General features: G+C 38.1%; 22 protein-coding genes and 1 pseudogene. 20 read left to right on the top strand and 3 right to left on the bottom strand.

The features are described from left to right. Complete coding sequence (locus QZ114_RS07925; RefSeq protein WP_261055221.1) at window positions 1–537, bottom strand: biotin transporter BioY; 537 nt, start codon at window positions 535–537, stop codon at window positions 1–3. Between the two features lie 444 nt (window positions 538–981). On the opposite strand from QZ114_RS07925, the gene QZ114_RS09850 reads away from it, so the two are divergent. The 4 genes from QZ114_RS09850 (at window position 982) to QZ114_RS07910 (ending at window position 4,455) form a co-directional block, all read left to right on the top strand. Beyond that, window positions 982–1,290, top strand: a complete 309-nt coding sequence (locus QZ114_RS09850; protein ID WP_366926347.1) for a hypothetical protein — start codon at window positions 982–984, stop codon at window positions 1,288–1,290. Between the two features lie 65 nt (window positions 1,291–1,355). Further along, on the top strand, window positions 1,356–3,338 hold the full coding sequence (locus QZ114_RS07920) for an ABC transporter permease (RefSeq protein WP_295501795.1): 1,983 nt from the start codon (window positions 1,356–1,358) through the stop codon (window positions 3,336–3,338). Then, a complete protein-coding gene (locus QZ114_RS07915) occupies window positions 3,335–3,958 on the top strand; it encodes an ATP-binding cassette domain-containing protein (RefSeq protein WP_295501793.1) in 624 nt (207 codons plus the stop codon). Before QZ114_RS07920 ends, QZ114_RS07915 begins: the two co-directional genes overlap by 4 nt. After that, a complete protein-coding gene (locus tag QZ114_RS07910; RefSeq protein WP_295501792.1) occupies window positions 3,955–4,455 on the top strand; it encodes a hypothetical protein in 501 nt (166 codons plus the stop codon). The genes QZ114_RS07915 and QZ114_RS07910 overlap by 4 nt, the downstream gene beginning before the upstream one ends. A gap of 165 nt (window positions 4,456–4,620) precedes the next feature. Here the strand turns inward: QZ114_RS07910 and gor are convergent, their stop codons facing one another. Further along, a complete protein-coding gene (gor, locus tag QZ114_RS07905; RefSeq protein ID WP_295501791.1) occupies window positions 4,621–5,967 on the bottom strand; it encodes a glutathione-disulfide reductase in 1,347 nt (448 codons plus the stop codon). A gap of 290 nt (window positions 5,968–6,257) precedes the next feature. Between gor and QZ114_RS07900 the strand changes: the two genes are divergently transcribed. The 12 genes and pseudogenes from QZ114_RS07900 (at window position 6,258) to QZ114_RS07845 (ending at window position 19,076) form a co-directional block, all read left to right on the top strand. Then, window positions 6,258–7,466, top strand: a complete 1,209-nt coding sequence (locus QZ114_RS07900) for an efflux RND transporter periplasmic adaptor subunit (protein WP_295501789.1) — start codon at window positions 6,258–6,260, stop codon at window positions 7,464–7,466. After that, window positions 7,450–8,151: an ABC transporter ATP-binding protein gene (locus QZ114_RS07895; RefSeq protein ID WP_295501787.1), complete on the top strand. Its 702-nt coding sequence runs from the start codon at window positions 7,450–7,452 to the stop codon at window positions 8,149–8,151. Before QZ114_RS07900 ends, QZ114_RS07895 begins: the two co-directional genes overlap by 17 nt. Before the next feature lies 1 nt (window position 8,152). Then, window positions 8,153–9,412 (top strand): ABC transporter permease, encoded by a 1,260-nt coding sequence (locus tag QZ114_RS07890; RefSeq protein ID WP_295501785.1) that lies wholly within the window; start codon window positions 8,153–8,155, stop codon window positions 9,410–9,412. Between the two features lie 123 nt (window positions 9,413–9,535). Then, a complete protein-coding gene (gene metG / locus QZ114_RS07885) occupies window positions 9,536–11,533 on the top strand; it encodes a methionine--tRNA ligase (RefSeq protein ID WP_295501783.1) in 1,998 nt (665 codons plus the stop codon). Between the two features lie 137 nt (window positions 11,534–11,670). Next, entirely contained in the window at window positions 11,671–11,997 is a 327-nt protein-coding gene (locus QZ114_RS07880; protein WP_261086493.1) for a PadR family transcriptional regulator, read from the top strand. Beyond that, a complete protein-coding gene (locus QZ114_RS07875; RefSeq protein ID WP_295501780.1) occupies window positions 11,994–12,809 on the top strand; it encodes a hypothetical protein in 816 nt (271 codons plus the stop codon). The genes QZ114_RS07880 and QZ114_RS07875 overlap by 4 nt, the downstream gene beginning before the upstream one ends. A 71-nt stretch (window positions 12,810–12,880) precedes the next feature. Further along, entirely contained in the window at window positions 12,881–13,117 is a 237-nt protein-coding gene (locus QZ114_RS07870; RefSeq protein ID WP_295501778.1) for a DUF2829 domain-containing protein, read from the top strand. Further along, window positions 13,110–13,808, top strand: coding sequence for a 3-oxoacyl-ACP reductase (locus QZ114_RS07865; RefSeq protein WP_295501776.1), 699 nt, complete (start codon window positions 13,110–13,112; stop codon window positions 13,806–13,808). The genes QZ114_RS07870 and QZ114_RS07865 overlap by 8 nt, the downstream gene beginning before the upstream one ends. A gap of 31 nt (window positions 13,809–13,839) precedes the next feature. Then, a complete protein-coding gene (locus tag QZ114_RS07860) occupies window positions 13,840–14,280 on the top strand; it encodes an ASCH domain-containing protein (RefSeq protein ID WP_295501774.1) in 441 nt (146 codons plus the stop codon). A gap of 121 nt (window positions 14,281–14,401) precedes the next feature. Continuing rightward, a complete protein-coding gene (locus tag QZ114_RS07855) occupies window positions 14,402–16,948 on the top strand; it encodes a M1 family metallopeptidase (RefSeq protein WP_295501772.1) in 2,547 nt (848 codons plus the stop codon). Between the two features lie 106 nt (window positions 16,949–17,054). After that, window positions 17,055–17,729, top strand: a complete 675-nt coding sequence (gene ciaR, locus QZ114_RS07850) for a two-component system response regulator CiaR (RefSeq protein ID WP_295501770.1) — start codon at window positions 17,055–17,057, stop codon at window positions 17,727–17,729. Further along, a pseudogene (locus tag QZ114_RS07845) lies at window positions 17,719–19,076 on the top strand (HAMP domain-containing sensor histidine kinase). Before ciaR ends, QZ114_RS07845 begins: the two are co-directional and overlap by 11 nt. A 14-nt stretch (window positions 19,077–19,090) precedes the next feature. On the opposite strand, the gene QZ114_RS07840 reads toward QZ114_RS07845, so the two are convergent. Then, complete coding sequence (locus QZ114_RS07840; RefSeq protein ID WP_295501768.1) at window positions 19,091–19,381, bottom strand: DUF3270 domain-containing protein; 291 nt, start codon at window positions 19,379–19,381, stop codon at window positions 19,091–19,093. A 139-nt stretch (window positions 19,382–19,520) separates the two neighbouring features. Here QZ114_RS07840 and QZ114_RS07835 point away from each other — a divergent pair, with 139 nt between their 5' ends. The 4 genes from QZ114_RS07835 to QZ114_RS07820 all read left to right on the top strand — a co-directional run bounded on the left by QZ114_RS07835 (window position 19,521) and on the right by QZ114_RS07820 (window position 24,911). Further along, window positions 19,521–20,450, top strand: a complete 930-nt coding sequence (locus tag QZ114_RS07835) for a peptidase U32 family protein (RefSeq protein ID WP_295501767.1) — start codon at window positions 19,521–19,523, stop codon at window positions 20,448–20,450. A 185-nt stretch (window positions 20,451–20,635) separates the two neighbouring features. Then, window positions 20,636–23,086, top strand: coding sequence for a bifunctional DnaQ family exonuclease/ATP-dependent helicase (locus QZ114_RS07830; protein ID WP_295501765.1), 2,451 nt, complete (start codon window positions 20,636–20,638; stop codon window positions 23,084–23,086). A gap of 36 nt (window positions 23,087–23,122) precedes the next feature. Then, the gene (locus tag QZ114_RS07825) at window positions 23,123–24,346 is read left to right on the top strand and encodes an FtsW/RodA/SpoVE family cell cycle protein (RefSeq protein WP_295501763.1); all 1,224 of its coding nucleotides are present in this window, start codon (window positions 23,123–23,125) and stop codon (window positions 24,344–24,346) included. A 10-nt stretch (window positions 24,347–24,356) separates the two neighbouring features. Beyond that, window positions 24,357–24,911 carry a DJ-1 family glyoxalase III gene (locus QZ114_RS07820; RefSeq protein ID WP_295501762.1) on the top strand — a complete coding sequence of 185 codons (555 nt, stop codon included), beginning with the start codon at window positions 24,357–24,359 and terminating at the stop codon, window positions 24,909–24,911. Window positions 24,912–24,969 lie beyond the last annotated feature (58 nt).

Here is a 24,969-nt window from a genome sequence, read left to right as displayed (position 1 = left end):
TTAGTTAGCAAAGTAAGTCTGATTTTTAAGGCGTTGAAGTAATGGACGGCTAATAAAACTAATAGCAATAATTTTACCAAGATCTGGGATGATAAAGGGATATACCCCCACAACAAGAGCTTTTTCAAATGGCATTCCAGCTAGGAAATGCAATCCAATGATTCCACCTACAAAGACAAGTGTATCTCCCAAGAGATTTGCTAGAAAAATTCTGACAAAACCACTATCGCTGTTAGTTAGATGAGAGGTAAGTCCAGAGTAAACAAGATAAAACCAAAGATAGCCTGCAGTAGGACCAATCAAAGCATGAAATCCAGCTCCACCTCCTGCAAAAACTGGAAGACCGATAGCACCTAGAAGAAGATAGAGACCAACAGAAAATACAGCTTCTCTCGGTCTAAAGACAGTGGCAATCAAGCCGATTGCAAAGTTTTGCAGAGTGAAGGGAACAGGTCCAATTGGAAGACTGATTTGTGCCAAAACAGCAATGATAGCAGCCCCAATAGCAGGGATAGCATAAACGTGAGCTTTTTTCAAAATAGTTAACCTCTTTTCTTATGTATAGTAACTATTATACTTAAATTAATATCATTGTCAACCAATTTTTATAACAAGATAACAAAAACTGTAACGGCCGATTTTGCTGACTAGGTCAGTTGGATAATTATTTTTTGTCGATTTGTAAATCTTCTTTATAGATAATCCCATTTTATCAATAAAAAATATACTATAAATAATTGACAAACCAAAAAATAAATGCTATATTAATAAATGTAAACGGATACATTAAGATGTGTTCAATTTTAAAAGGAGAGATAGTTATAAGATATTTTAACGACTCTAGATACCATAACGGTGATTAAAAACCTAAATATAATCAATTCATATTAAAGTAATATGGAGGAACTATTACTTAATCTTCATCAAATATTTAAATTCGAGGAGAAGTAAAGTAAAAAAAGAATTAATAAGAAAGCATCTATTTTTCTAGTTGCAATTTTTTTCAGTTTTGGATTTGCTACTACAGCTAGTGTCGTTAGCGTAGTAACGCCACACCCTGCTCTATATCCGATTATTGATACATGGGAATATGGTGTAAATGATAGCTATGGTTATTCGAATTACTTTGTTAGTTCTCCAGATAATATTGGTTCAAGATCTTCAGTAACGAATTTTTGGGGAACAGTTAAAGCTCAGGATGAACAAGATTATGGATGGGCATATTCCAGTGCTACAAAATCTTGGAGCGATGTTCGATTAAATGCATATTGGGATTATTATAGTTTTTAAAAATAATTTATGAAAACAAGAGACCCAATTATAAAATAGGGTCTTTTGTAATATGGTAATTGCTTATGAAATTAAAATTATGTATCATTGGATTCTTCTTCTGTTTGATTGCTGCAATTGGTCTGGTCACTATCAGCGATACCGAAATGCCCATACCTTTACCAATTGATGGTGCTTTTTCTATTCAAGGAAAAAGCAATCTTTCTAATAACGAAATATACGAAATGGTTCGTGACGTATCAAAAAGGGAAAAGGTTACTATTTACAAGCCCATCGTTCAGAGTTCTGGTCAGTTGGAGTATGTAAATTTTGATGATGTAAATAATGAACAATTAAAGTCAGCACCAATAATAGGGATGTATTATACCCTTGGGAAAATGGATATAGATAGTTTGAAACCACTTAGGATGACGGGGTTGCAAACAGTATATATGGCTTATCCTTGGTATATAGGAGGAATATTACAATTTACTGGAACTTTAAGAATACTGTTAATGGGTTCAATTTACTTAACTTTATTAGTTGTGTTATTTGTTGTTAGAACGAGGCAGATTAAAGAAGGAGTGATACGACGTTCTTTGGGCTTGCCTGTATACGATTTAAGAAGAGAGTATGGCATTTCTCTTATTTTTGAACTGATTATGATGGCTTTATTGATGATTTCTTACAGTTCTTTTTTGGGAAATGGTTTCTTCACCTATAGTTCTAAGTTATTTTTCTCTCTGCTTTTAACGAATTTTATACTATTTCAAATCATTGATCTTATCACCTTTGTTTTATTTTGGTTGACGATTCAGGTTGAAAAGCCCATTGAAATTATCAAAAACAAGGCAAAAAATAAACTTATTTTTGTCGTATGGCTTGTTATCATTTCGATTATCATCCTTATCTCAGGAATTTTTTTACAAGAAACAAAGAGCAGTCAATCTAGTATGAACATTCAGATACAGAATTTAGTACCATGGGACACAGTAAAAGACTGGAGAAGGATTGAGTTCCTTGGAATTGAAAGGAACTCTACTAAAAATGGAGAAGTTAATGATTCAGATGGTCGGTATCTACAGATAGCTGCTTCCTTAAAAAACTTAGATTATTTATATATAGATCGATCCTCAGCATATGTTCCAGATTTCATGAAAACTTCACATGTTATGGAAGACTTTTCTAAAAAATTAGAAAATGACGGAATAACGAATCCAGAAATAAATAAAGAGTTGATTTATATCAATCAAACAGGTGCTAACCTACAAAATAAAGTGAATGGAACAAACTATCATCTTTTAGATAATAAGATAGCAACCATTTATATTCCTGAGAAATGGAAAGAAAATCAGAAATCTATTGAGAATACAGTTGTAGCAGAACAATTTATTAGGACAAACTATACAAAAGAAGAAATTGCAGTACAAATAATTCCTGATGGTAATAAAATTTTTTATTTTAATGAAGATGCTGATGATAATCATAAAATGAAAGAGTTTTTACCAATGGCAAGTGTAGCAGATAGCACAGATAACATTGTTGTTGTGTTAGATACGGACAAAATGATTGAAAACAACAACTTTTCTTTGGCTACTAATATAACATATAAGTCTCTTTTTAGTCCTGAGGCGGTAAATAAAATAAATGAGATGGCTACCCAGTTGAATTTTTCAATGAATCCAGTAGATGTTTACCAAATTGTGAAATTAAAGATCCAGTCCTTAGAGCACCAAATTCTACTTTCACAAATCTTGCAGAATATAATTTACAGTATTGTCTTTATACTCATTTATCAATATGTCCAACTTTATATTGCCCTAAAACAAAATGAATATGTGAAAAAAATCATTTTGGGTCTGTCCAAAACATATATAGCAATTTCAAGTCTCAAGTATTTTATGATGACTATTACAATGGTTATCCTATTTACATTTCTTATGACAGGGCAAATAGAGCTGCTATATATTGGTCTTGCTTCTCTGCTTGTTTTGATGTTGTCGATAATCATGAGTTTTAGAAAATTATCTGAAAGCTATACTAAAATTTTAAAAGGAGATGAAACATGACAATTGACCTTTTGAACGTTTCAAAAAGTTTCGGCTCAAAAAAGATCTTTACAGACTTAAATTTAAAATTTGAATCTGGAAAAAGTTATGCATTGATTGGAGGTTCTGGCTCTGGTAAAAGTACCCTTCTTAATATTATAGGAAGATTAGAAAAAATTGACAGTGGGAATGTTTTAGTGGATGAACAAGATATTTGGAAGATAAAAGAAAGAACTTTTTTTAAAAATACTGTTGGATATGTATTTCAAAATTATTCTTTAATAGATAACAAAACAGTATATGATAATTTGAAACTGATCACTAAAGACAAAAAAACAATAACAGATGTACTTGAAAAAGTAGGACTGTCAAGTGACTATTTACATCAAAAAATATATGAACTGTCTGGAGGGCAGGCTCAACGTGTAGCTATTGCCAGAATGTTAATGAAACCACGTAAAATTATCTTAGCAGATGAGCCTACAGGAGCTTTAGATGGTGAGATTGGAAAAGAAATTATTCGTTTATTATTGAATGAGACAGCTGAAGACAAATATGTTATTATAGCGACGCATGATCCAGCTGTCTATAACGAAGTTGATGTGATTATTGATATGAAAGATATAGGGGATAATGTATGAAAAAGATAATTTATATTGCTTTGATCTTTGTAGCTGGGCTACTTGCTATTTTCTTCTTTGGAAAACAAATGATTACAAAAGAAAATACCAATAAACCAACGGTAGAGTTAACAGTCTATACGCTTTCTTCTAGTGATACAGAAAAATGGAATAAAGTGAGACAAGTAGAAACGGAAGAAGGTATATACTTCATAACTGTGAAAGAAGTAGCATCTTCAGAAGAAGTATTTTCAAACATCATTGCAAATGGAGCTGCTGCGGGGTTCGGAGTTCGTGAAGAAGAAGTGAAGAAATTCAATAATGGTTTAGGAGACACTATAGAGGACTCTAAGCATAATAAACTCATTGGAATAGAATTTTTTACTTTTTCTAATGCTGACGAGGGATTTGTAGTAGCAAATTTTGACTACGGTAATGAAGAGTTGAATTCTCAGAAAAAAGAGATGAAAGTGTTATATAAAAAAATATATGAATCTTTTAAAGAAAAGAATAAATGATTGTGTTATAATCCTTATATTTTGCTATGGCTTGCTAATTGATTTTTTCATATCTTATTTCAACATACTATAAAATAAGACATAAGAAAGCGAGTATCTCCAACTACGGAAATACTCGCTTTTTGATATTTAGAAGTGTTTTTTGCTCAGCTTCTTTTGTTTCGATTAACGCATAGTTACAAATTCTTCGGATGCAGTTGGATGAATTGCGACTGTAGCATCAAAGTCTGCTTTTGTTGCGCCCATCTTGATAGCAACGGCAAAGCCTTGAATCATTTCATCAACACCGTAGCCAATTCCATGAAGTCCGACAACTTTTTCTTCGGAACCAGCTGTGATCAATTTGAAACGTGTTTCTTGACGATTGCAAGTGCAAGCAGAGTACATAGAAGTAAAGCTTGATTTGTAAACCTTGATTTGGTCTTGACCGTATTCTTTAATAGCTTGCTCTTCGGTCAACCCAACCGTTCCGATAGCAGGGTGTGAAAAGACAACGGTTGGAATAGTTGAGTAGTCCATTTTAGCAGTTGTTTTGCCGTTAAAGAGACGTTCAGACAAAGTACGTCCAGCCTTGATTGCAACTGGAGTCAGTTCTTTTTCGCCTGTTACATCACCTAGAGCGTAGATTCCCTCAATAACAGTATTTTGGTATTCATCTACTTGGATGAAGCCACGTTCGTTTAGAGTCACACCAGCTTTTTCAAGTTGCAAGCCCTTAACGTTTGGACGGCGACCAGTAGCCCAGATAACTTGGCTAGCTGTGTGACTAGTACCATCTTCGAAATGAATGGTAATGCCTTCAGCAGTTTTTTCTAACTTAACAGGGACTTTGTGAGTATGAAGTGGCAAGTTTGTTCTTTCCATTTCCTTGACCAAACCTTCAACGATGTAAGAATCAAAACCACGTAAAGGACGATCGCGGCGAACAAAGAGGTCTGTCTTAACACCAAAAGTGTGGAGTACGCCAGCTAATTCAACAGCAATATAACCGGCACCTAGAATTGCAACTGAATCTGGCAATTCTTCCCAGGCGAATACATCATCAGAAGAGCCACCTAGTTCAGCACCAGGGATAGTTGGAATACTTGGATGGGCACCAGTAGCAATCACGATATGTTTAGCACGAATCAGTTCACCATTTACGCTTACAGTATGAGAATCGACAAATTCAGCATGTCCTTCAATCAAGTCTACACCGTTGCGTTTAAAACTGCCATCATAAGAAGAACGAGCGCGATCAATGTAGGCTTCACGATTGCGACGGAGGGTTGCAAAGTCAAAGTTAAGATCAGTAGTCTTAAAGCCGTAATCTTCTCCAAATTGATGGAAAGTCTCCGCGATTTGTGCCCCGTACCACATAATTTTTTTAGGGACACAACCGACATTGACACAGGTTCCACCTAATTTCTTTTCCTCAATAACGGCCGCTTTGGCTCCGTGTTCACCAGCACGGTTCATTGTAGCAATTCCTCCACTACCTCCACCGATAGCAATGATATCATATTCTCTCATTGAAAACTCCTTTGTACTCTTTGAAATAGTAGAGTGTCATTTTTTGATAGTCATATTCTATCTTTTTTTTGATTTGATTGCAAAAATCTGCTACGTTCAAAAAATTTAAAGAAAAGACTTGCTAAAAAGAAAAATAAAGTGTATTATATATCTAGTACAATAATGATTAAAATAAATTACGAACAATAATTGAATCTTGAAATGCTATGTTTTCGTTCTGAATGGTTATTGTTTGTATTTGGTAATTTTTATATAATATTGTTAAGGACTTTAAATTAAAAAGGAGTTTCATGATGAAGAAGAATGGTAAAGCGAAAAAGTGGCAATTGTATGCAGCAGTTGGTGCTGCGAGTGTAGTTGTATTGGGTGCCGGGGGGATTTTGCTCTTTAGACAACCTTCTCAGACTGCTGTAAAAGATGAGACTACTCATCTTGTTGTTGCTAAGGAAGGAAGTGTGGCCTCCTCTGTTTTATTGTCAGGGACAGTAACGGCAAAAAATGAACAATATGTTTATTTTGATGCTAGTAAGGGAGATTTAGATGAAATCCTTGTTTCTGTGGGAGATAAGGTCAGCGAAGGACAGGCTTTAGTCAAGTACAGTAGTTCAGAAGCCCAGGCGGCCTATGATTCAGCGAGCCGAGCAGTAGCTAAGGCAGATCGTCATATCAACGAACTCAATCAAGCACGAAATGAAGCCGCTTCAGCTCCGGCTCCACAGTTACCAGCGCCAGCAGGAGGAGAAGGTGCTTCAGCGCAAGCTCCAGCTCCAGTAGCAGGAAATTCAGTTTCATCTATTGATGCACAACTGGGTGATGCTCGTGATGCCCGTGCAGATGCAGCAGCGCAATTAAGCAAGGCTCAAAGTCAGTTGAATGCAACGACTGTTCTCAGTACCCTAGAGGGAACTGTGGTCGAAGTCAATCGCAATGTTTCTAAATCTCCAACAGGAGCTAGCCAGGTAGTAGTTCATATCGTAAGTAATGAAAACTTGCAAGTTAAGGGTGAATTATCTGAATACAATCTTGCCAATCTATCTGTTGGTCAAGAAGTAACCTTTACTTCTAAAGTTTATCAAGATAAGAGCTGGACTGGTAAAATTAGTTATATCTCAGACTACCCTAAAAACAGTGGCGAAGCAGCAAGCGCAACGACTGCCGCAGCAGCTGGTAATTCTGGCTCTAAATATCCATATACTATCGATGTTACAAGTGAAATTGGTGATTTGAAACAAGGATTCTCAGTGAGTGTTGAGGTGAAGAATAAGAGTAAAGCCATTCTGGTTCCTTTAACAAGTGTTGTGACTGAAAATAATAAAAACTATGTCTGGGTACTTGACAAGCAGAACAAGGCTAAGAAAGTGGAAGTTGGTTTGGGTAATGCTGATGCAGATAACCAAGAAATCACTTCAGGTCTGACAAATGGAGTCAAGGTCATCAGTAACCCAACGTCTTCTCTAGAGGAAGGAAAAGAGGTGAAGTCTGATGAAGCAACTAATTAGTCTAAAAAATATCTGCAGAAGTTACCGTAATGGTGATCAAGAACTGCAGGTACTCAAAAATATCAACCTTGAAGTGAATGAGGGTGAATTCGTTGCCATCATGGGACCATCTGGTTCTGGTAAGTCTACTCTCATGAATACCATTGGCATGTTGGATACACCAAGCAGTGGAGAATATTATCTTGAAGGCCAAGAAGTGGCTGGACTGGGTGAAAAACAATTAGCCAAGGTCCGTAACCAACAAATCGGATTTGTCTTTCAGCAGTTCTTTCTTCTATCCAAGCTCAATGCTTTACAAAATGTAGAATTGCCCTTGATTTACGCAGGAGTTTCGGCTTCAAAACGGCGCAAGTTAGCTGAGGAATATCTAGATAAGGTTGACTTGACAGAACGTAGTCATCATTTGCCTTCGGAATTATCTGGTGGTCAAAAGCAACGTGTAGCTATTGCGCGTGCCTTGGTAAACAATCCTTCCATCATTCTAGCGGACGAACCGACAGGAGCCTTGGATACCAAAACAGGGAATCAAATCATGCAATTATTGGTTGAACTAAATAAAGAAGGAAAAACGATTATCATGGTAACGCATGAACCTGAAATCGCTGCTTATGCCAAACGCCAGATTGTTATTCGAGATGGGGTCATTTCGTCTGATAGTGCTCAGTTAGAAAAGGAGGAAAACTAAGATGCAGAATCTGAAATTTGCCTTTTCATCTATCATGGCCCACAAGATGCGCTCTTTTCTCACTATGATTGGAATTATCATTGGTGTGTCATCGGTTGTTGTGATTATGGCCCTAGGTGATTCTATGTCTCGTCAGGTCAATAAAAACATGACCAAGTCACAGAAGAATATCCGTGTCTTTTTCTCGCCTATTAAAAGTAAAGACGGTTCTTTTACCCAAAAACAATCAGCTTTGACAGTCTCTGGGAAAGAAGAGAACGTTCCTGTTGAACCACCAAAACCACAAGAATCCTGGGTCAGGGAGGCGGCCAAACTAAAGGGTGTAGATAGTTATTATGTAACCAACTCAACACATACCACCTTGTCTTATAAAGATAAAAAAGTGGAGCGCGCTAGCTTGACAGGTGGGAATATTACCTACATGAAGGCAGTTGAAAATGAAATTGTTGCAGGCCGAAGTCTGATAGCTCAGGATTATAAAGAGGTGGCCAGTGTCATTTTACTAGACCAGGAACTTGCCAATAGTCTGTTTGGATCAGCTCAAGAAGCTGTTAATCAGATTATAGATGTTGGTGGTTTTAGTTATCGTGTCATTGGTGTCTATACTAGCGATGAGGCCAAGGCTGCTAAGACTTTTGGTATTGGTGGACTTCCAATTACGACTAATATTTCTCTTGCCAATAACTTCAATATGGATGAAATTTCTGACATTGTCTTCCGTGTCAATGATACCAGTTTGACACCGACGGTGGGACCAGAATTAGCTAGAAAAATGACCGAAATTGCTGGTCTTCAGCAAGGGGAGTATCAGGTGTCAGATGCGACTGCAGCCTTCCAAGAAGTACAACAACTTTTTGGATTTATGACGACGATTATTAGTGCCATCGCAGGAATTTCCCTCTTTGTTGGAGGGACTGGTGTTATGAACATCATGCTGGTTTCGGTGACGGAGCGTACTCGTGAGATTGGTCTTCGTAAGGCTTTGGGTGCAACACGTGCCAATATTTTAATCCAGTTTTTGATTGAATCCATGATTTTGACCTTGCTTGGTGGAGTCATTGGTTTGACCATTGCGACAGGCTTAACCGCTATAGCTGGTATACTTTTACAAGGTTTGATTGCGGGTATAGAAGTGGGAGTATCAATTCCAGTTGCCCTATTTAGTCTTGCAGTTTCGGCTAGTGTGGGTATGATTTTTGGGGTCTTGCCAGCCAACAAGGCATCGAAACTTGATCCCATCGAAGCCCTTCGTTATGAATAAAATCAACAAGATGGACACTCGTCTATCTTGTTTTTGTATGGATTTCTCTATCGAAAATCACTAAAAATATGATATAATGAAGTGTTAGAAAAACAGGTTTCATTTGCCTGGAAAGGAAAAATTATGTCTGAAAAGAATTTTTATATTACAACGCCGATTTACTATCCATCTGGTAAACTGCATATCGGTTCTGCCTACACAACCATCGCCTGTGATGTCCTAGCTCGTTACAAACGCCTGATGGGCTACGATGTCTTTTATCTGACAGGTCTTGACGAGCATGGTCAGAAGATTCAACAAAAAGCAGAAGAAGCTGGCATCACACCTCAAGCCTATGTTGACGGGATGGCTGTTGGAGTTAAAGAACTCTGGCAATTACTAGATATCTCATATGATAAATTTATCCGTACGACTGATGACTACCATGAAAAAGTTGTGGCACAGGTCTTTGAACGCTTGCTTGCTCAAGATGACATCTATTTGGGTGAATATTCTGGCTGGTACTCAGTCTCAGACGAGGAATTCTTTACAGAAAGCCAGCTTGCAGAAGTATTTCGTGATGAAGCAGGAAATGTGACGGGTGGTATCGCTCCATCAGGTCACGAGGTTGAATGGGTTTCAGAAGAATCTTACTTCCTTCGCCTCAGCAAATACCAAGATCGTTTGGTAGACTTTTTCAAAGCTCATCCTGAGTTTATCACTCCAGATGGTCGTCTGAATGAAATGTTGCGCAACTTCATCGAGCCAGGTTTAGAGGATTTGGCGGTTTCTCGTACAACCTTTACATGGGGAGTGCCTGTCCCATCAAATCCAAAACACGTTGTCTACGTTTGGATTGATGCCCTTCTTAACTATGTAACAGCTCTTGGCTACGTTCAAGATGAACACGCTAACTTTGACAAATTCTGGAATGGCACAGTCTTCCACATGGTAGGAAAAGACATCCTTCGTTTCCACTCAATCTACTGGCCAATCCTTCTTATGATGTTGGATATCAAATTGCCAGAACGTTTGATTGCTCACGGTTGGTTCGTCATGAAAGATGGCAAAATGTCTAAGTCTAAGGGGAATGTGGTTTACCCTGAAATGTTGGTAGAGCGTTATGGACTAGACCCACTTCGTTACTACCTCATGCGTAGCCTTCCAGTTGGTTCAGACGGAACCTTCACTCCAGAAGACTATGTAGGCCGTATCAACTATGAATTAGCCAATGACCTTGGAAACCTCCTCAACCGTACGGTTTCTATGATTAACAAGTATTTTGATGGACAAATCCCTGCCTATGTAGAAGGTGTAACAGAGTTTGACAACGCTCTTGCTCAAGTAGCTGCTGAATCAATCGCTGATTACCATAAATATATGGAAGCAGTTGACTATCCACGTGCTTTAGAAGCAGTCTGGACTCTTATCTCTCGTACTAACAAATACATCGACGAGACAGCCCCATGGGTCTTGGCCAAGGATGAAGCTCTTCGTGACCAATTGGCAAGTGTTATGAGCCATTTGGCAGCTAGCCTTCGTGTTGTTGCTCACTTGATTGAACCATTTATGATGGAAACCAGTCGTGCAGTTTTGACTCAACTTGGTTTAGCAGAAGTTTCTAGTCTTGAAAACTTGAGTTTGGCTGCTTTCCCTGAGGGTGTAACTGTAGTTGACAAAGGAACTCCAATCTTCCCACGTCTTGATATGGAAGAAGAAATCGCCTATATCAAGGAACAAATGGAAGGCAACAAGCCAGCTGTCGAAAAAGAGTGGAACCCAGATGAAGTCGAGCTTAAACTCAACAAGGAAGAAATCAAGTTTGAAGACTTTGACAAGGTCGAAATCCGTGTCGCAGAAGTCAAAGAAGTATCTAAAGTAGAAGGTTCAGATAAGTTGCTTCAATTCCGCTTGGATGCTGGTGATGGTGAAGATCGTCAAATCCTCTCAGGGATTGCAAAATACTATCCAAATGAACAAGAATTGGTCGGCAAGAAAGTTCAAATCGTTGCTAACCTCAAACCTCGTAAAATGATGAAGAAATATGTCAGCCAAGGGATGATTCTCTCAGCTGAACATGATGGACAATTAACACTTCTTACAGTTGATCCAGCTGTACCAAACGGAAGTGTAATTGGGTAAAAATAGACAGGACTAGTTCATGCTAGTTCTGTTTTTTTTTTTATTTTAACTATTATGCTTTACAAACTAGTGTGAGAGTAGTATACTATAGATGAAGCCACTAGTAGGTATTACAAAATAGATGGAAGGGGAAAGGAATGAAAGAAACTCAACTGTTAAAAGGTGTTCTTGAAGGTTGTGTATTGGATATGATTGGTCAAAAAGAGCGATATGGTTATGAGTTGGTTCAGACTTTGCGAGAGGCTGGATTTGATACTATCGTTCCAGGAACTATCTATCCTTTATTGCAAAAGTTAGAAAAAAATCAATGGATAAGAGGCGACATGCGTCCGTCGCCAGATGGTCCAGATCGGAAGTATTTTTCATTAACTAAAGAAGGAGAAGAGCGTGTCTCAGTCTTTTGGCAACAATGGGACGATTTGAGTCAAAAAGTAGAAGGGATTAAGAATGGGGGTAAACGATGAAGAAAATGAAGTATTACGAAGAAACAAGCGCTTTGCTGCATGAGTTTTCTGAGGAGAATCAGCAGTATTTTGAGGAACTGTGGGATAGTTTTAATCTTGCTGGATTTCTCTATGATGAGGACTATCTTAGAGAGCAGGTCTATTTGATGATGTTAGATTTTTCAGAAGCAGAACGAGATGGCATGAGTGCAGAGGATTATTTAGGTAAGAATCCTAAAAAAATAATGAAAGAGATGCTCAAGGAAGCACCCCGCAGTTCTATCAAGGAGTCCCTTTTGACACCAATTCTTGTATTAGCGGTATTACGTTACTACCAACTGCTAGGCGATTTTTCTAAAGGTCCTCTCTTAACAGTCAATTTGTTTACGTTTTTAGGACAACTTCTTCTTTTTCTAGTTGGCTTTGGACTTGTGGCTACAATTTTACGAAAAAGCTTAGTCCAAGATTCTCCTAAGATGAAAATTGGCACCTATGTTGTCGTTGGGATTCTTGTTCTGCTAGTTGTTCTGGGATATGTAGGAATGGCAAGCTTCATACAAGAAGGAGCCTTTTATCTTCCTGCTCCCTGGGATAGTTTCCTTGTCTTTACGCTTTCTCTAGTCATCAGTATTTGGAATTGGAAAGAAGCGGTCTTTCGTCCTTTTGTCAGTATGATTGTTGCCCATCTTGTTGTAGGCTCTCTGCTCCGTTATTATGCGTGGATGGGTATTTCAAATGTTTTTCTTACAAAAGTTATTCCTTTAGCAGTTCTCTTTATTGGAATCTTTGTCTTGTTCCGTGGATTTAAGAAGATGAAATGGAGTGAAATATAGTCAAAAAGCCGTTGCAAAGCGGTTTTTTGTTATAATGAAGTGAAGATTTATTGATATAAAAGGAGAAAACCATGACATTTGAAGAAATGCTGCCTGGATTAAAGGCTAAGAAAAAATTTGTACGTACTGGTTGGGGAGGAGCTGAAAACTATGTGCAGCTTTTTGACACCATTGAACAAAACGGGGTTGCACTTGAGGTGACTCCCTATTTCCTAATTAACGTGTCTGGAGAAGGTGAAGGTTTTTCTATGTGGAGCCCGACACCTTGTGATGTTTTGGCGATGGATTGGGTAGAAGTGCATGACTAAACGTGTACTCATTACAGGAGTGAGTTCAGGAATTGGCCTGGCTCAAGCTCGACTTTTTTTAGAAAAGGGCTATCAAGTTTATGGAGTGGACCAAGGTGAAAATCCATTCCTAAAGGGTGATTTCCACTTTTTACAGAGAGATTTGACCTTGGATTTAGAGCCTATTTTTGATTGGTGTCCTCAGGTTGATGTTTTGTGCAATACTGCGGGAGTTTTGGATGATTATAAACCACTTTTGGAACAATCAGCGCAGGAAATTCAAGAAATTTTTGAAATTAACTACGTGACGCCTGTTGAGTTGACTCGCTATTATTTGACGCAAATGCTGGAGAATAAAAAAGGGACCATTATCAATATGTGCTCCATCGCTTCGAGCCTAGCAGGTGGAGGTGGTCACGCCTATACTTCATCTAAGCATGCCTTGGCAGGCTTTACCAAGCAGTTGGCTTTAGACTATGCTGAAGCTGGGATTCAGGTCTTTGGTATCGCTCCAGGAGCAGTTAAGACAGCTATGACCGCTGCGGATTTTGAGCCAGGTGGCTTGGCTGACTGGGTGGCTAGCGAGACCCCTATCAAGCGCTGGATAGAGCCAGAGGAAGTAGCAGACCTTAGCCTTTTCTTAGCAAGTGGAAATGCAAGCGCCATGCAGGGACAAATTCTGACAATAGATGGTGGCTGGTCTTTGAAGTAGGGGGAGTAAAATTTAATACAAAGGAGCGCCCATGACACCGCAAGAAATGTGGAATGCATACAAGAAAATTAACCCCTCTATCGGAGATGAAATCGATGCTTGGGCTTTTGGAGAGGAATCAGACCTTTTAGCGGATTTGGTTTTAAAAGGCGAAAAAACAGCAACAGCTTCAGCCTACGATCTCTACGCACTAGAAGGCGAATCTCTTCCGCAAGAAGGGACATTTGATGTCATTTTAGACAGTCAAAATCAGGCTGTCTGCATTGTCGAAATTACAAGGGTTTCCGTTCAGCCCTTCAATCAAGTTTCTGCGCAACATGCCTATAAGGAAGGTGAGGGAGACAAATCTCTGACCTATTGGCGTCAGGTTCACGAGGATTTTTTCACAGACTGTTTGGGTCAAGCAGGACTAACTTTTACGCCAAACAGCAAGGTTGTTTTAGAAGAATTTCGCAAGGTCTACCCATTGTAGACTGTTAGCAGGAAGAAAGTTTTGGAAATTACCGTCCAATCCTTTTTTCTCAAGCAAAAAATGATATAATAAGTTTGTTTGAAGAAGAGCTCTAGCTCTTAAACTTAGATAGGAGAAAACTATGCAAGCAGTTGAACATTTTATTAAGCAATTTGTTCCTGAACATTATGATTTATTTTTAGACTTGAGTCGTGAGACCAAGACGTTTTCAGGGAAGGTGACCATCACTGGTCAAGCACAGAGTGACCGTATTTCCCTTCACCAAAAAGATTTGGAAATCGTTTCTGTAGAAGTTGCAGGTCAGACTCGTCCATTTACAGTTGATCATGACAATGAAGCCCTTCATATCGAACTTGCGGAAGCAGGTCAAGTCGAAGTGGTTATCGCTTTTTCAGGAAAAATTACAGACAACATGACAGGGATTTACCCATCTTACTACACAGTTGATGGAGTCAAGAAGGAAGTATTGTCTACTCAATTTGAGAGTCATTTTGCGCGCGAAGCCTTCCCATGTGTGGATGAGCCAGAAGCCAAAGCGACTTTTGACCTCTCTCTACGTTTTGACCAAGCAGAAGGTGAATTGGCCTTGTCTAACATGCCAGAAATCGATGTTGAAAACCGTAAGGAAACAGGTATCTGGAAGTTTGAGACAACACCACGCATGTCTTCTTACTTGTTAGCCTTTGTCGCAGGTGATTTGCAAGGTGTGACAGCTAAAACTAAGAACGGTACCCTTGTAGGTGTTTACTCAACCAAAGCCCATCCATTATCTAACCTTGATTTCTCACTAGATATCGCTGTTCGCTCTATCGAGTTTTACGAAGATTACTATGGAGTTAAGTACCCAATTCCTCAATCTCTTCATATCGCCCTCCCTGACTTCTCAGCTGGTGCTATGGAAAACTGGGGTCTTGTGACCTACCGTGAAGTTTACTTGGTTGTGGATGAGAACTCAACTTTTGCCAGCCGTCAAGAAGTTGCTCTTGTTGTGGCCCATGAATTGGCTCACCAATGGTTTGGTAACCTCGTAACGATGAAATGGTGGGATAACCTTTGGCTCAATGAAAGTTTTGCCAACATGATGGAGTACGTCTGTGTGGATGCTATTGAACCAAGCTGGAATATCTTTGAAGATTTCCAAACAGGTGGTGTTCCGTCTGCCTTGAAACGCGATGCGACTGATGGCGTTCAGTCTGTTCACGTGGAAGTTAAACATCCAGATGAAATCAATACGCTCTTTGACGGCGCTATCGTCTATGCCAAAGGAAGTCGCCTCATGCACATGCTTCGTCGTTGGCTAGGTGATGCCGATTTTGCCAAAGGCTTGCATGCCTACTTTGAAAAACACCAATACAGCAATACCATTGGTCGTGACCTTTGGAATGCTCTTGGTCAAGCATCAGGACGTGATGTCGCAGCCTTCATGGATTCTTGGTTGGAACAACCTGGTTATCCAGTTCTCACTGTCAAAGTTGAAAATGATGTCTTGAAGATTTCGCAAAAACAATTCTTTATCGGTGAGCACGAGGACAAGAACCGTCTCTGGGTTGTCCCACTCAATAGTAACTGGAAAGGCTTACCTGATACACTCGAAACTGAAAGTATCGAAATCCCTGGCTACGCAGCTCTTCTTGCTGAAAATGATGGAGCTCTTCGTTTCAATACTGAAAATACAGCCCACTACATTACAGACTATCAAGGAGACTTGTTAGAAGCTGTTCTTGCTGACCTAGTTGAGCTTGATAACACAAGCAAACTGCAAATCGTTCAAGAACGTCGTTTGCTTGCTGAAGCAGGGCACATTTCTTATGCTGACTTGCTCCCAGTCCTTGATAAACTTGCTAAAGAAGAATCTTACCTTGTCGTTTCAGCTGTTTCTCAAGTGATTTCTGCCCTTGAGCGCTTTATCGATGAAGGAACAGAAGCTGAAAGAGCCTTCAAAGCATTGGTTGCGAAATTGGCTCGTCATAACTATGATCGTCTTGGTTTTGAAGCTAAAGATGGAGAATCAGATGAGGATGAATTGGTTCGTCAGTTGGCTGTTTCGATGATGATTCGCTCAAATGATGCAGAAGCTAGTCAAGTCGCTAGCCAAATCTTCGAAGCTAACAAGGATCAGCTTGCAGGCCTTCCAGCAGCCATCCGCTCACAAGTTCTCATCAATGAGATGAAACATCATGAGACCAAGGATTTGGTAGCAACTTATCTTGACCTCTACACTCATGCAACAGATGCAGTCTTTAAACGTCAGTTGGCAGCGGCTCTTGCCTACAGCATAGATGCAGAAAACATTCAAACTCTTCTTGCAACTTGGAAGGACAAATTTGTCGTCAAGCCACAAGACCTTTCTTCATGGTATCTCCACTTCCTCGGACACCAAGCTACTCAAGAAACTGTTTGGGTATGGGCGCGTGAAAACTGGGCTTGGATTAAGGCAGCTCTTGGTGGTGATATGAGTTTTGATAGTTTTGTTATCTTCCCATCACACATCTTTAAAACTCAGCAACGCTTGGCGGAATACAAGGAATTCTTTGAACCACAACTTTCTGACCTTGCTCTTAGCCGTAACATCGGTATGGGAATCAAGGAAATTGCAGCGCGTGTTGACTTGATTAACCGTGAAAAAGCTGCGGTGGAAGCAGTCGTTCTTCAATATGGGAAAGCTTAAACATTCGTAAAATAATAAAAACTCAACTTTCTCTCTTAAAGTAAGAGGGAGTTGAGTTTTTTTAAGGCAAATTTGGTATAATGGTTTTAATAAGGAGGAGTTTCTCATGATAAAAATCTTATTAGTCGAGGATGACCTAGGCCTGTCCAATTCAGTATTTGACTTTTTAGACGATTTTGCGGATGTCATGCAGGTATTTGATGGGGAAGAAGGTCTCTACGAAGCTGAGAGTGGTGTCTATGACTTGATTTTGCTCGATTTGATGTTGCCAGAAAAAAATGGCTTCCAAGTCTTGAAAGAATTGCGTGAAAAAGGAATTACGACACCAGTTCTGATCATGACTGCCAAGGAAAGTCTGGATGACAAGGGACATGGTTTTGAACTGGGAGCGGATGATTATCTGACTAAGCCTTTCTATCTTGAAGAACTGAAAATGCGGATTCAAGCCCTGCTAAAACGTTCAGGAAAATTTAACGAAAATACCTTATCTTATGGAAACCTTGTCGTTAATCTATCGACAAATACAGTGAAAGTAGCAGATACTCCTGTCGAATTATTAGGAAAAGAATTTGATTTACTGGTTTATTTCCTTCAAAACCAAAATGTCATTTTACCTAAGACGCAGATTTTTGATCGTCTTTGGGGATTTGATAGTGATACGACAATTTCAGTTGTAGAAGTTTATGTTTCAAAAGTTCGTAAGAAATTGAAGGGAACCACTTTTGCAGAGAATTTACAGACCTTGCGTAGTGTTGGGTATATTTTAAAAGATGTTCAATAAACTAAAAAAAACATGGTATGCTGATGATTTTAGTTACTTTATCCGTAACTTTGGTGTATTTACCTTTATTTTCTCTACCATGACCTTGATTATTTTACAGGTTATGCATTCCAGTCTTTATACTTCGGTGGATGATAAGCTTCATGGTCTTAGTGAAAAACCTCAAGCGGTTATTCAGCTTGCTGTAAACAGAGCGAATGAGGAGATTAAAGACTTAGAGAATGCTACTGCAGACGCAAGTAAGACAGATATAAAACCGAATGTTAGTTCCAATACAGAGGTCATTTTATTTGATAAGAATTTTACCCAATTACTGTCCGGTAATCGTTTTTTAGGCTTGGAAAAGATTCGGTTAGAACAGAAGGAACTAGGCCATATCTATCAAATTCAAGTATTGAACAGCTATGGTCAAGAAGAAATCTATCGAATGATTTTAATGCAAATAAATCTTAGTTCTATATCAAGCAATATAAAATATGCTGCTGTTTTAATAAATACCAGCCAGCTAGAGCAAGTCAGCCAGAAGCATGAACAGCTGATTGTAATTGTTATGGCGAGTTTTTGGATTTTATCTTTAATAGCTAGTCTCTATCTTGCAAGAGTTAGTGTACGTCCTTTGTTAGAAAGTATGCAAAAACAACAGTCTTTTGTGGAAAATGCCAGTCATGAGTTAAGAACTCCTTTAGCCGTTTTACAGAATCGCCTAGAAACTCTTTTTCGCAAGCCAGAAGCAACCATTATGGATGTGAGTGAAAGTATTGCTTCTAGCTTAGAAGAAGTGAGGAATATGCGATTTTTAACAACTAATTTGCTAAATCTAGCTCGGAGAGATGACGGGATCAAACCTGAGCTTGCTGAAGTGCCTACTAGTTTTTTCAATACAACTTTTACAAATTATGAGATAATAGCTTCAGAAAATGATAAGATTTTTCGGTTTGAAAATCGTGTCCATCGTACAATCATTACCGACCCTCTTCTATTAAAACAGTTGATGACGATTTTATTTGATAATGCTATAAAGTATACAGAAGAAGACGGTGAAATTGATTTTGTTATTTCAGCAACTGACAGACACCTATATTTAACAGTATCAGATAATGGGGTTGGAATTTCAACGGAAGATAAAAAGAAAATTTTTGATCGATTTTATCGTGTAGATAAAGCGAGAACCCGTCAAAAAGGTGGATTTGGTTTAGGGCTGTCTTTAGCCAAGCAAATAGTAGATGCCTTAAAAGGAACGATTGCCGTCAAAGACAATAAACCCAGAGGAACAATATTTGAAGTAAAAGTAGTCATTCAAACACCATCAAAAAAGAAAAAATAAATCTAAAATCTCGCTCTAGATAGGCGAGATTTTAGATTTATTTTTTCTTAAATTTTCGTTTGATAACAGAACGTTGAAGTTTTAAAACAAATAAACTAGATAGGATGGCTGCACCAAGAGCGAGTGCAGTTGATAATTTTAATGCTAAAAAGATAAAACTAAAGATAGCAATACAGATACAAAAAACAGCGATATTAACAAAAAATAGGATTTCCTTGAGATTGGCATCAGATTGCGCTTCAGGTGTGTAATCTTGATAGCGAGGAAGCTGATGGTTTAGTTCTTCTTGATAGTCTACCTCATAGGATTGTAATTTTCTTACAGGCATGATTCTCTCCTTAACAGTACCTATCTATTTTATCATTTTTTCACCATATGTTTATTACAGAAAGGTTACAAAATTGATAAAGTCTCTTTTCATATTCAAAGAATAGCTGATTTTTGAGAAATATGGTATAATTTTTCTTATGGAAAAGATTATCATTACAGCAACTGCTGAAAGTATTGAACAAGTTAAACAACTGCTCGAGGCTGGGGTAGACCGTATCTATGTAGGTGAGAAAGATTTTGGCCTTCGTCTGCCAACGATCTTTAGTCATGACCAATTGCGTGAAATTGCTAAGCTGGTTCATGATGCTGGTAAGGAATTGATTGTTGCGGTTAATGCCCTCATGCACCAAGATATGATGGACCGTATCAAGCCTTTCTTAGACTTTTTGGAAGAAATCAAGACAGACTACATTACGATTGGGGATGCAGGTGTCTTTTATGTGGTTAACCGCGATGGTTATTCCTTTAAGACCATCTACGATGCTTCGACTATGGTAACTAGCAGTCGTCAGATTAACTTCTGGGGACAAAAGGCTGGCGCATCTGAGGCTGTTTTGGCGCGTGAAATTCCATCGGCTGAACTCTTCAAAATGCCTGAGATTTTAGAAATTCCTGCTGAAGTTCTGGTTTATGGTGCTAGTGTTATCCATCATTCTAAGCGTCCGCTCCTGCAAAACTACTATAACTTTACGCATATCGATGATGAAAAGACTCGCAAGCGTGACCTTTTCTTGGCTGAGCCAAGTGATCCTGAGAGCCACTATTCCATTTTTGAAGACAATCATGGTACCCACATTTTTGCTAATAATGACCTTGATTTGATGACCAAATTGACAGAATTGGTAGAGCATGGTTTTACTCACTGGAAACTAGAAGGGCTCTACACTCCTGGTCAGAACTTTGTTGAGATTGCAAAGCTCTTTATCCAAGCGCGTAGTTTGATTCAAGAGGGTAACTTTAGCCATGACCAAGCCTTCTTGCTGGATGAAGAAGTGCGTAAACTTCACCCTAAAAACCGATTCCTTGATACAGGATTCTATGATTACGATCCTGATATGGTTAAATAAAGTATATGGTTCGTTGAGAGAAGAAAACATTTCTTCTCTTAATTTTTTTATTGAAAGAATAAAGTAAATACAAGGCCTTCTTTGCTTTAAATAGAAGATTTGTAAAGGGAAATACTGTTTTTAATAGTGTAAATTTCCCAATTTTCCAAGTGCCAAATTGGTCTTTTTTTGGTATAATTTTTATAATGAAAACGATTGGTAATCGCTATGTTGTGGTTGATTTAGAGGCAACTAGCACAGGTAGTAAGGCTAAAATTATCCAAGTGGGAATTGTTGTGATTGAGGACGGAAAAATCGTCGATCACTACACGACGGATGTCAATCCACACGAACCTTTGGATAGTCATATCAAAGAACTGACAGGATTGACAGACAAACGTCTGGCGCAAGCACCTGATTTCTCACAAGTTGCCAGAAAAATCTTTGACTTGGTTGAGGATGGGATTTTTGTAGCCCACAATGTTCAGTTTGATGCCAATCTTTTAGCTGAACATCTCTTTTTTGAAGGCTATGAGTTGAGAACTCCAAGAGTTGATACTGTTGAATTAGCTCAAGTCTTTTTTCCAACATTAGTAAAATACAATTTGTCTTTTTTGTGTCGAGAATTAGGAATTTCTCTAAAACACGCTCATACTGCTCTCGCAGATGCTCAGGCTACGGCAGAGTTACTTCTTTTACTTCGGGAAAAGATGTCGCAACTTCCCAAAGGACTTTTGGAACATTTGCTTAGCCTATCCGATGCTTTATTGTATGAATCCTACCTTGTTATTGAGGAAATTTTTCAAAATCAATCCCTCATAGAATCATCAGATTTACTTGAAGTACAAGGTATTTATTTTAAGAGACCTCCAGCGCATTTGAAGTCTAGAAAGTTATCTCAAGATTTTTCTAAAAATATTTCCTTGTTAGATTTAGAATTAAGAGAAACCCAAGAAACCTTTGCTGTAGAGGTTGATAGTCTCTTGGAGAATGAAAGGGTATCCCTTATTCAAGCTCCGACTGGTATTGGCAAAACATATGGCTATCTATTACCAGCATTGTCAAAAGTTGATCAGCATCAAATTGTTCTCAGTGTACCTACAAAAATCCTTCAGAATCAAATTATGGAACAAGAAGGAAACCGTCTTAAAGAAGTATTCCATATTGATATTCATTCTTTAAAGGGGCCTCAGAATTATCTGAAATTGGACGCCTTTTATCAATCTTTACAAAGAAAAGATGAAAATAGACTATTTTCACGATTTAAAATGCAACTGTTAGTCTGGCTAACAGAGACAGAAACGGGAGATTTTGATGAAATTGGTCAACTTTATCGTTACCAACATTTTCTAAAGGATTTACGGCATGATGGCTACCTTTCATCTCACAGTTTATTTGAGTCAGAAGATTTTTGGAAGCGAAGTCAGGAGAAAGCAAAAGCATGTAAGGTGGTTCTTACCAATCATGCCTATCTTGTAACTCGACTAGAAGATGATCCTGATTTTGTGGCTGATTGTTTGTTGATTATTGATGAAGTTCAAAAGATATTATTGACTCTAGAAAATCTACTTCGACAGACCTATGATCTTCAGTATATCCTTGATCTAATTGATTCAGCATTACTGGAGGAACAAACCAAGGTTCAACAACGTATACTGGAAAGTATTCGTTTTGAGTGTATTTACTTGATTGAACAATTTCAATCAGGTAAGCCTAGGAAAAATATTCTAGATTCTCTTTCAAATTTACAACAGTATTTTTCTGAAATAAGAGTAGAAGGTCTTGGAGAGCTTACTCGATTTTTTACATCTGATTGCGATTATTGGTTAGAATTACATGACGGTAGTCAAAATAAAGTTCAAATTTCCTCTTCTAAATCAGGTCGTATTCTCTTATCGTCTTTACTACCTGAATCTTGTCAATTATTGGGAGTCTCGGCCACACTAGAAATTAGCAAGAGAGTTTCATTGTCTACCTTATTGGGCTATCCTGAAGCAAGATTTGTTAAGATTGATGCCAACAGAAAACAAGACCAAGAGCTTGTTTTGATAAAAGATTTTCCTTCGATAACAGAAACCTCTTTAGAAGATTATGCCAATGAAATTGTTGCTCTTTTGTTGGATATTCACCAGCTTCAGCAACCAATTATGGTCCTATTTACTGCTAAAGATCTCTTGTTATCAGTTTCTGATAAATTGCCTGTAAGTCACCTAGCCCAGTATAAAAACGGTGATGTTCATCAGTTAAAAAAACGCTTTGAGAAAGGTGAGCAACAAATTCTTCTTGGTGCTACTAGTTTCTGGGAAGGAGTTGATTTTTCTACTCATCCTTTTGTTATTCAAGTAGTTCCCAGATTACCTTTTCAGAATCCTCAGGAGCCCCTAACAAAAAAAATCAATCTGGAACTTAGCCAAGAAGGGAAAAATCCTTTTTATGATTATCAACTTCCAATGGCCATCATTCGTTTGAAACAAGCTCTAGGAAGAAGTATGAGACGAGAACACCAACGGGCTTTAACTCTAATTTTAGATAGTAGAATGGTTGGAAAACGATATGCGAAACAAATAATTACCTCTCTATCGAAAGAAGTGACCATTAAAACTTGTGCTAGATCTGAACTAAATAAGGTTATTCAGGATTTCTTTAAGGGACTTTGATAAATATTTTAATATGAAAGTATAAGGTTATTGTATATGAAACGTTCTCTCGACTCTCGGGTCGATTACAGTTTACTATTGCCAGTTTTTTTTCTACTGGTAATCGGTGTAGTAGCTATTTATATAGCTGTGAGTCATGATTATCCAAACAACATTTTACCTATTTTGGGACAACAAATTGCATGGATTGCTCTTGGTATTGTCATTAGCTTTGTAGTCATGCTGTTTAACACAGAATTTCTTTGGAAAGTAACTCCTTTTTTATATATTTTTGGTTTGGGACTGATGGTACTGCCGATAGTATTTTATAACCCCAGTTTAGTTGCTTCAACAGGAGCAAAAAACTGGGTATCAATAAATGGTATTACTTTATTTCAACCATCTGAATTTATGAAAATATCCTATATTCTCATTTTAGCACGCCTTATCGTACAGTTTACCCAAAAACATAAGGATTGGCGACGGACTATTCCTTTGGATTTCTTATTGATTGTTTGGATGATTGCTTTTACTATTCCTGTTTTAATTCTCCTAGCTTTACAAAGTGACTTGGGGACAGCGCTAGTCTTTGTAGCGATTTTTTCAGGAATGGTTCTGATATCTGGGGTCTCGTGGAAAATAATTATTCCAGTATTTGTAACAGCTGTGACAGGAATTGCAGGATTTCTTGCCATTTTTATAAATAAAGATGGCAGAGCCTTTCTTTATCAAATAGGCATGCCTACTTATCAAATAAATCGTATCCTAGCTTGGCTTAATCCTTTTGACTTTGCTCAAACTACAACTTATCAACAGGCCCAAGGTCAGATTGCTATCGGTAGTGGTGGTTTATTTGGTCAAGGATTTAATGCCTCTAATCTACTCATTCCAGTTAGAGAGAGCGATATGATTTTTACTGTCATAGCAGAGGACTTCGGTTTTATAGGATCGGTTTTTGTCATTGTTCTGTATCTACTACTTATCTATCGTATGTTAAAGATTACCTTAAAATCAAATAACCAGTTTTATACATATATTTCAACAGGTTTTATCATGATGTTGCTTTTCCACATTTTTGAAAATATTGGTGCCGTGACAGGTTTGCTTCCTTTGACAGGAATTCCACTTCCCTTTATTTCACAAGGTGGCTCTGCAATTATTAGTAATCTAATTGGTGTTGGTTTACTACTTTCAATGAGTTATCAGTTAACAATTGCAGAAGAAATAAGTGGAAGAGTACCATCTAGAAGAAAAAAAATTGTCCTAAAACGAATAAAATGAGGTGTCTATTATGTCTAAAGTTGCAGTTGTACTAGCAGATGGATTTGAAGAAATTGAAGCTCTGACAGTTGTGGATGTTTTACGTCGAGCAAATATTGATTGTGATATGGTTGGTTTTAAGGAGCAGGTCACTGGGTCACATGCCATTCAAGTGAAAGCTGATCGTGTTTTTGATGGGGATTTATCAGATTATGATTTGCTTGTTTTACCTGGGGGAATGCCAGGGTCAACCCATTTGCGTGATAATGATGCCTTGATTTGTGAAATCCAATCATTTGAACAAGCAGGCAAGAAAATAGCAGCTATTTGTGCTGCACCGATTGCCCTTCATCAAGCAGGAGTTCTTAAGAACAAGCAATTTACCTGCTATGATGGTATAGAGAAGCAGATAACTGATGGAGAGTATATTAAGAAAACCGTTCATGTAGATGGTCAGTTAATAACTAGCCGTGGACCAGCTACAGCACTTGCCTTTGCTTATGAGTTAGTGGACCAACTCGGTGGTGATTCTGCAAGTTTGAGAGAAGGAATGCTCTATCGAGATGTTTTTGAAAAAAATCAGTAAAGCGAGAATTTTCTCGCTTTTTTGTGTGGAAATGACAGGGAAATCATCGCTTTTTTAC

Origin of the sequence: uncultured Streptococcus sp. (assembly GCF_901875575.1) — a bacterium.
Classification (GTDB): domain Bacteria; phylum Bacillota; class Bacilli; order Lactobacillales; family Streptococcaceae; genus Streptococcus.
The sequence above is the reverse complement of the archived record's forward strand: the minus strand, read 5'-3'. Positions and strand labels throughout refer to the sequence as shown.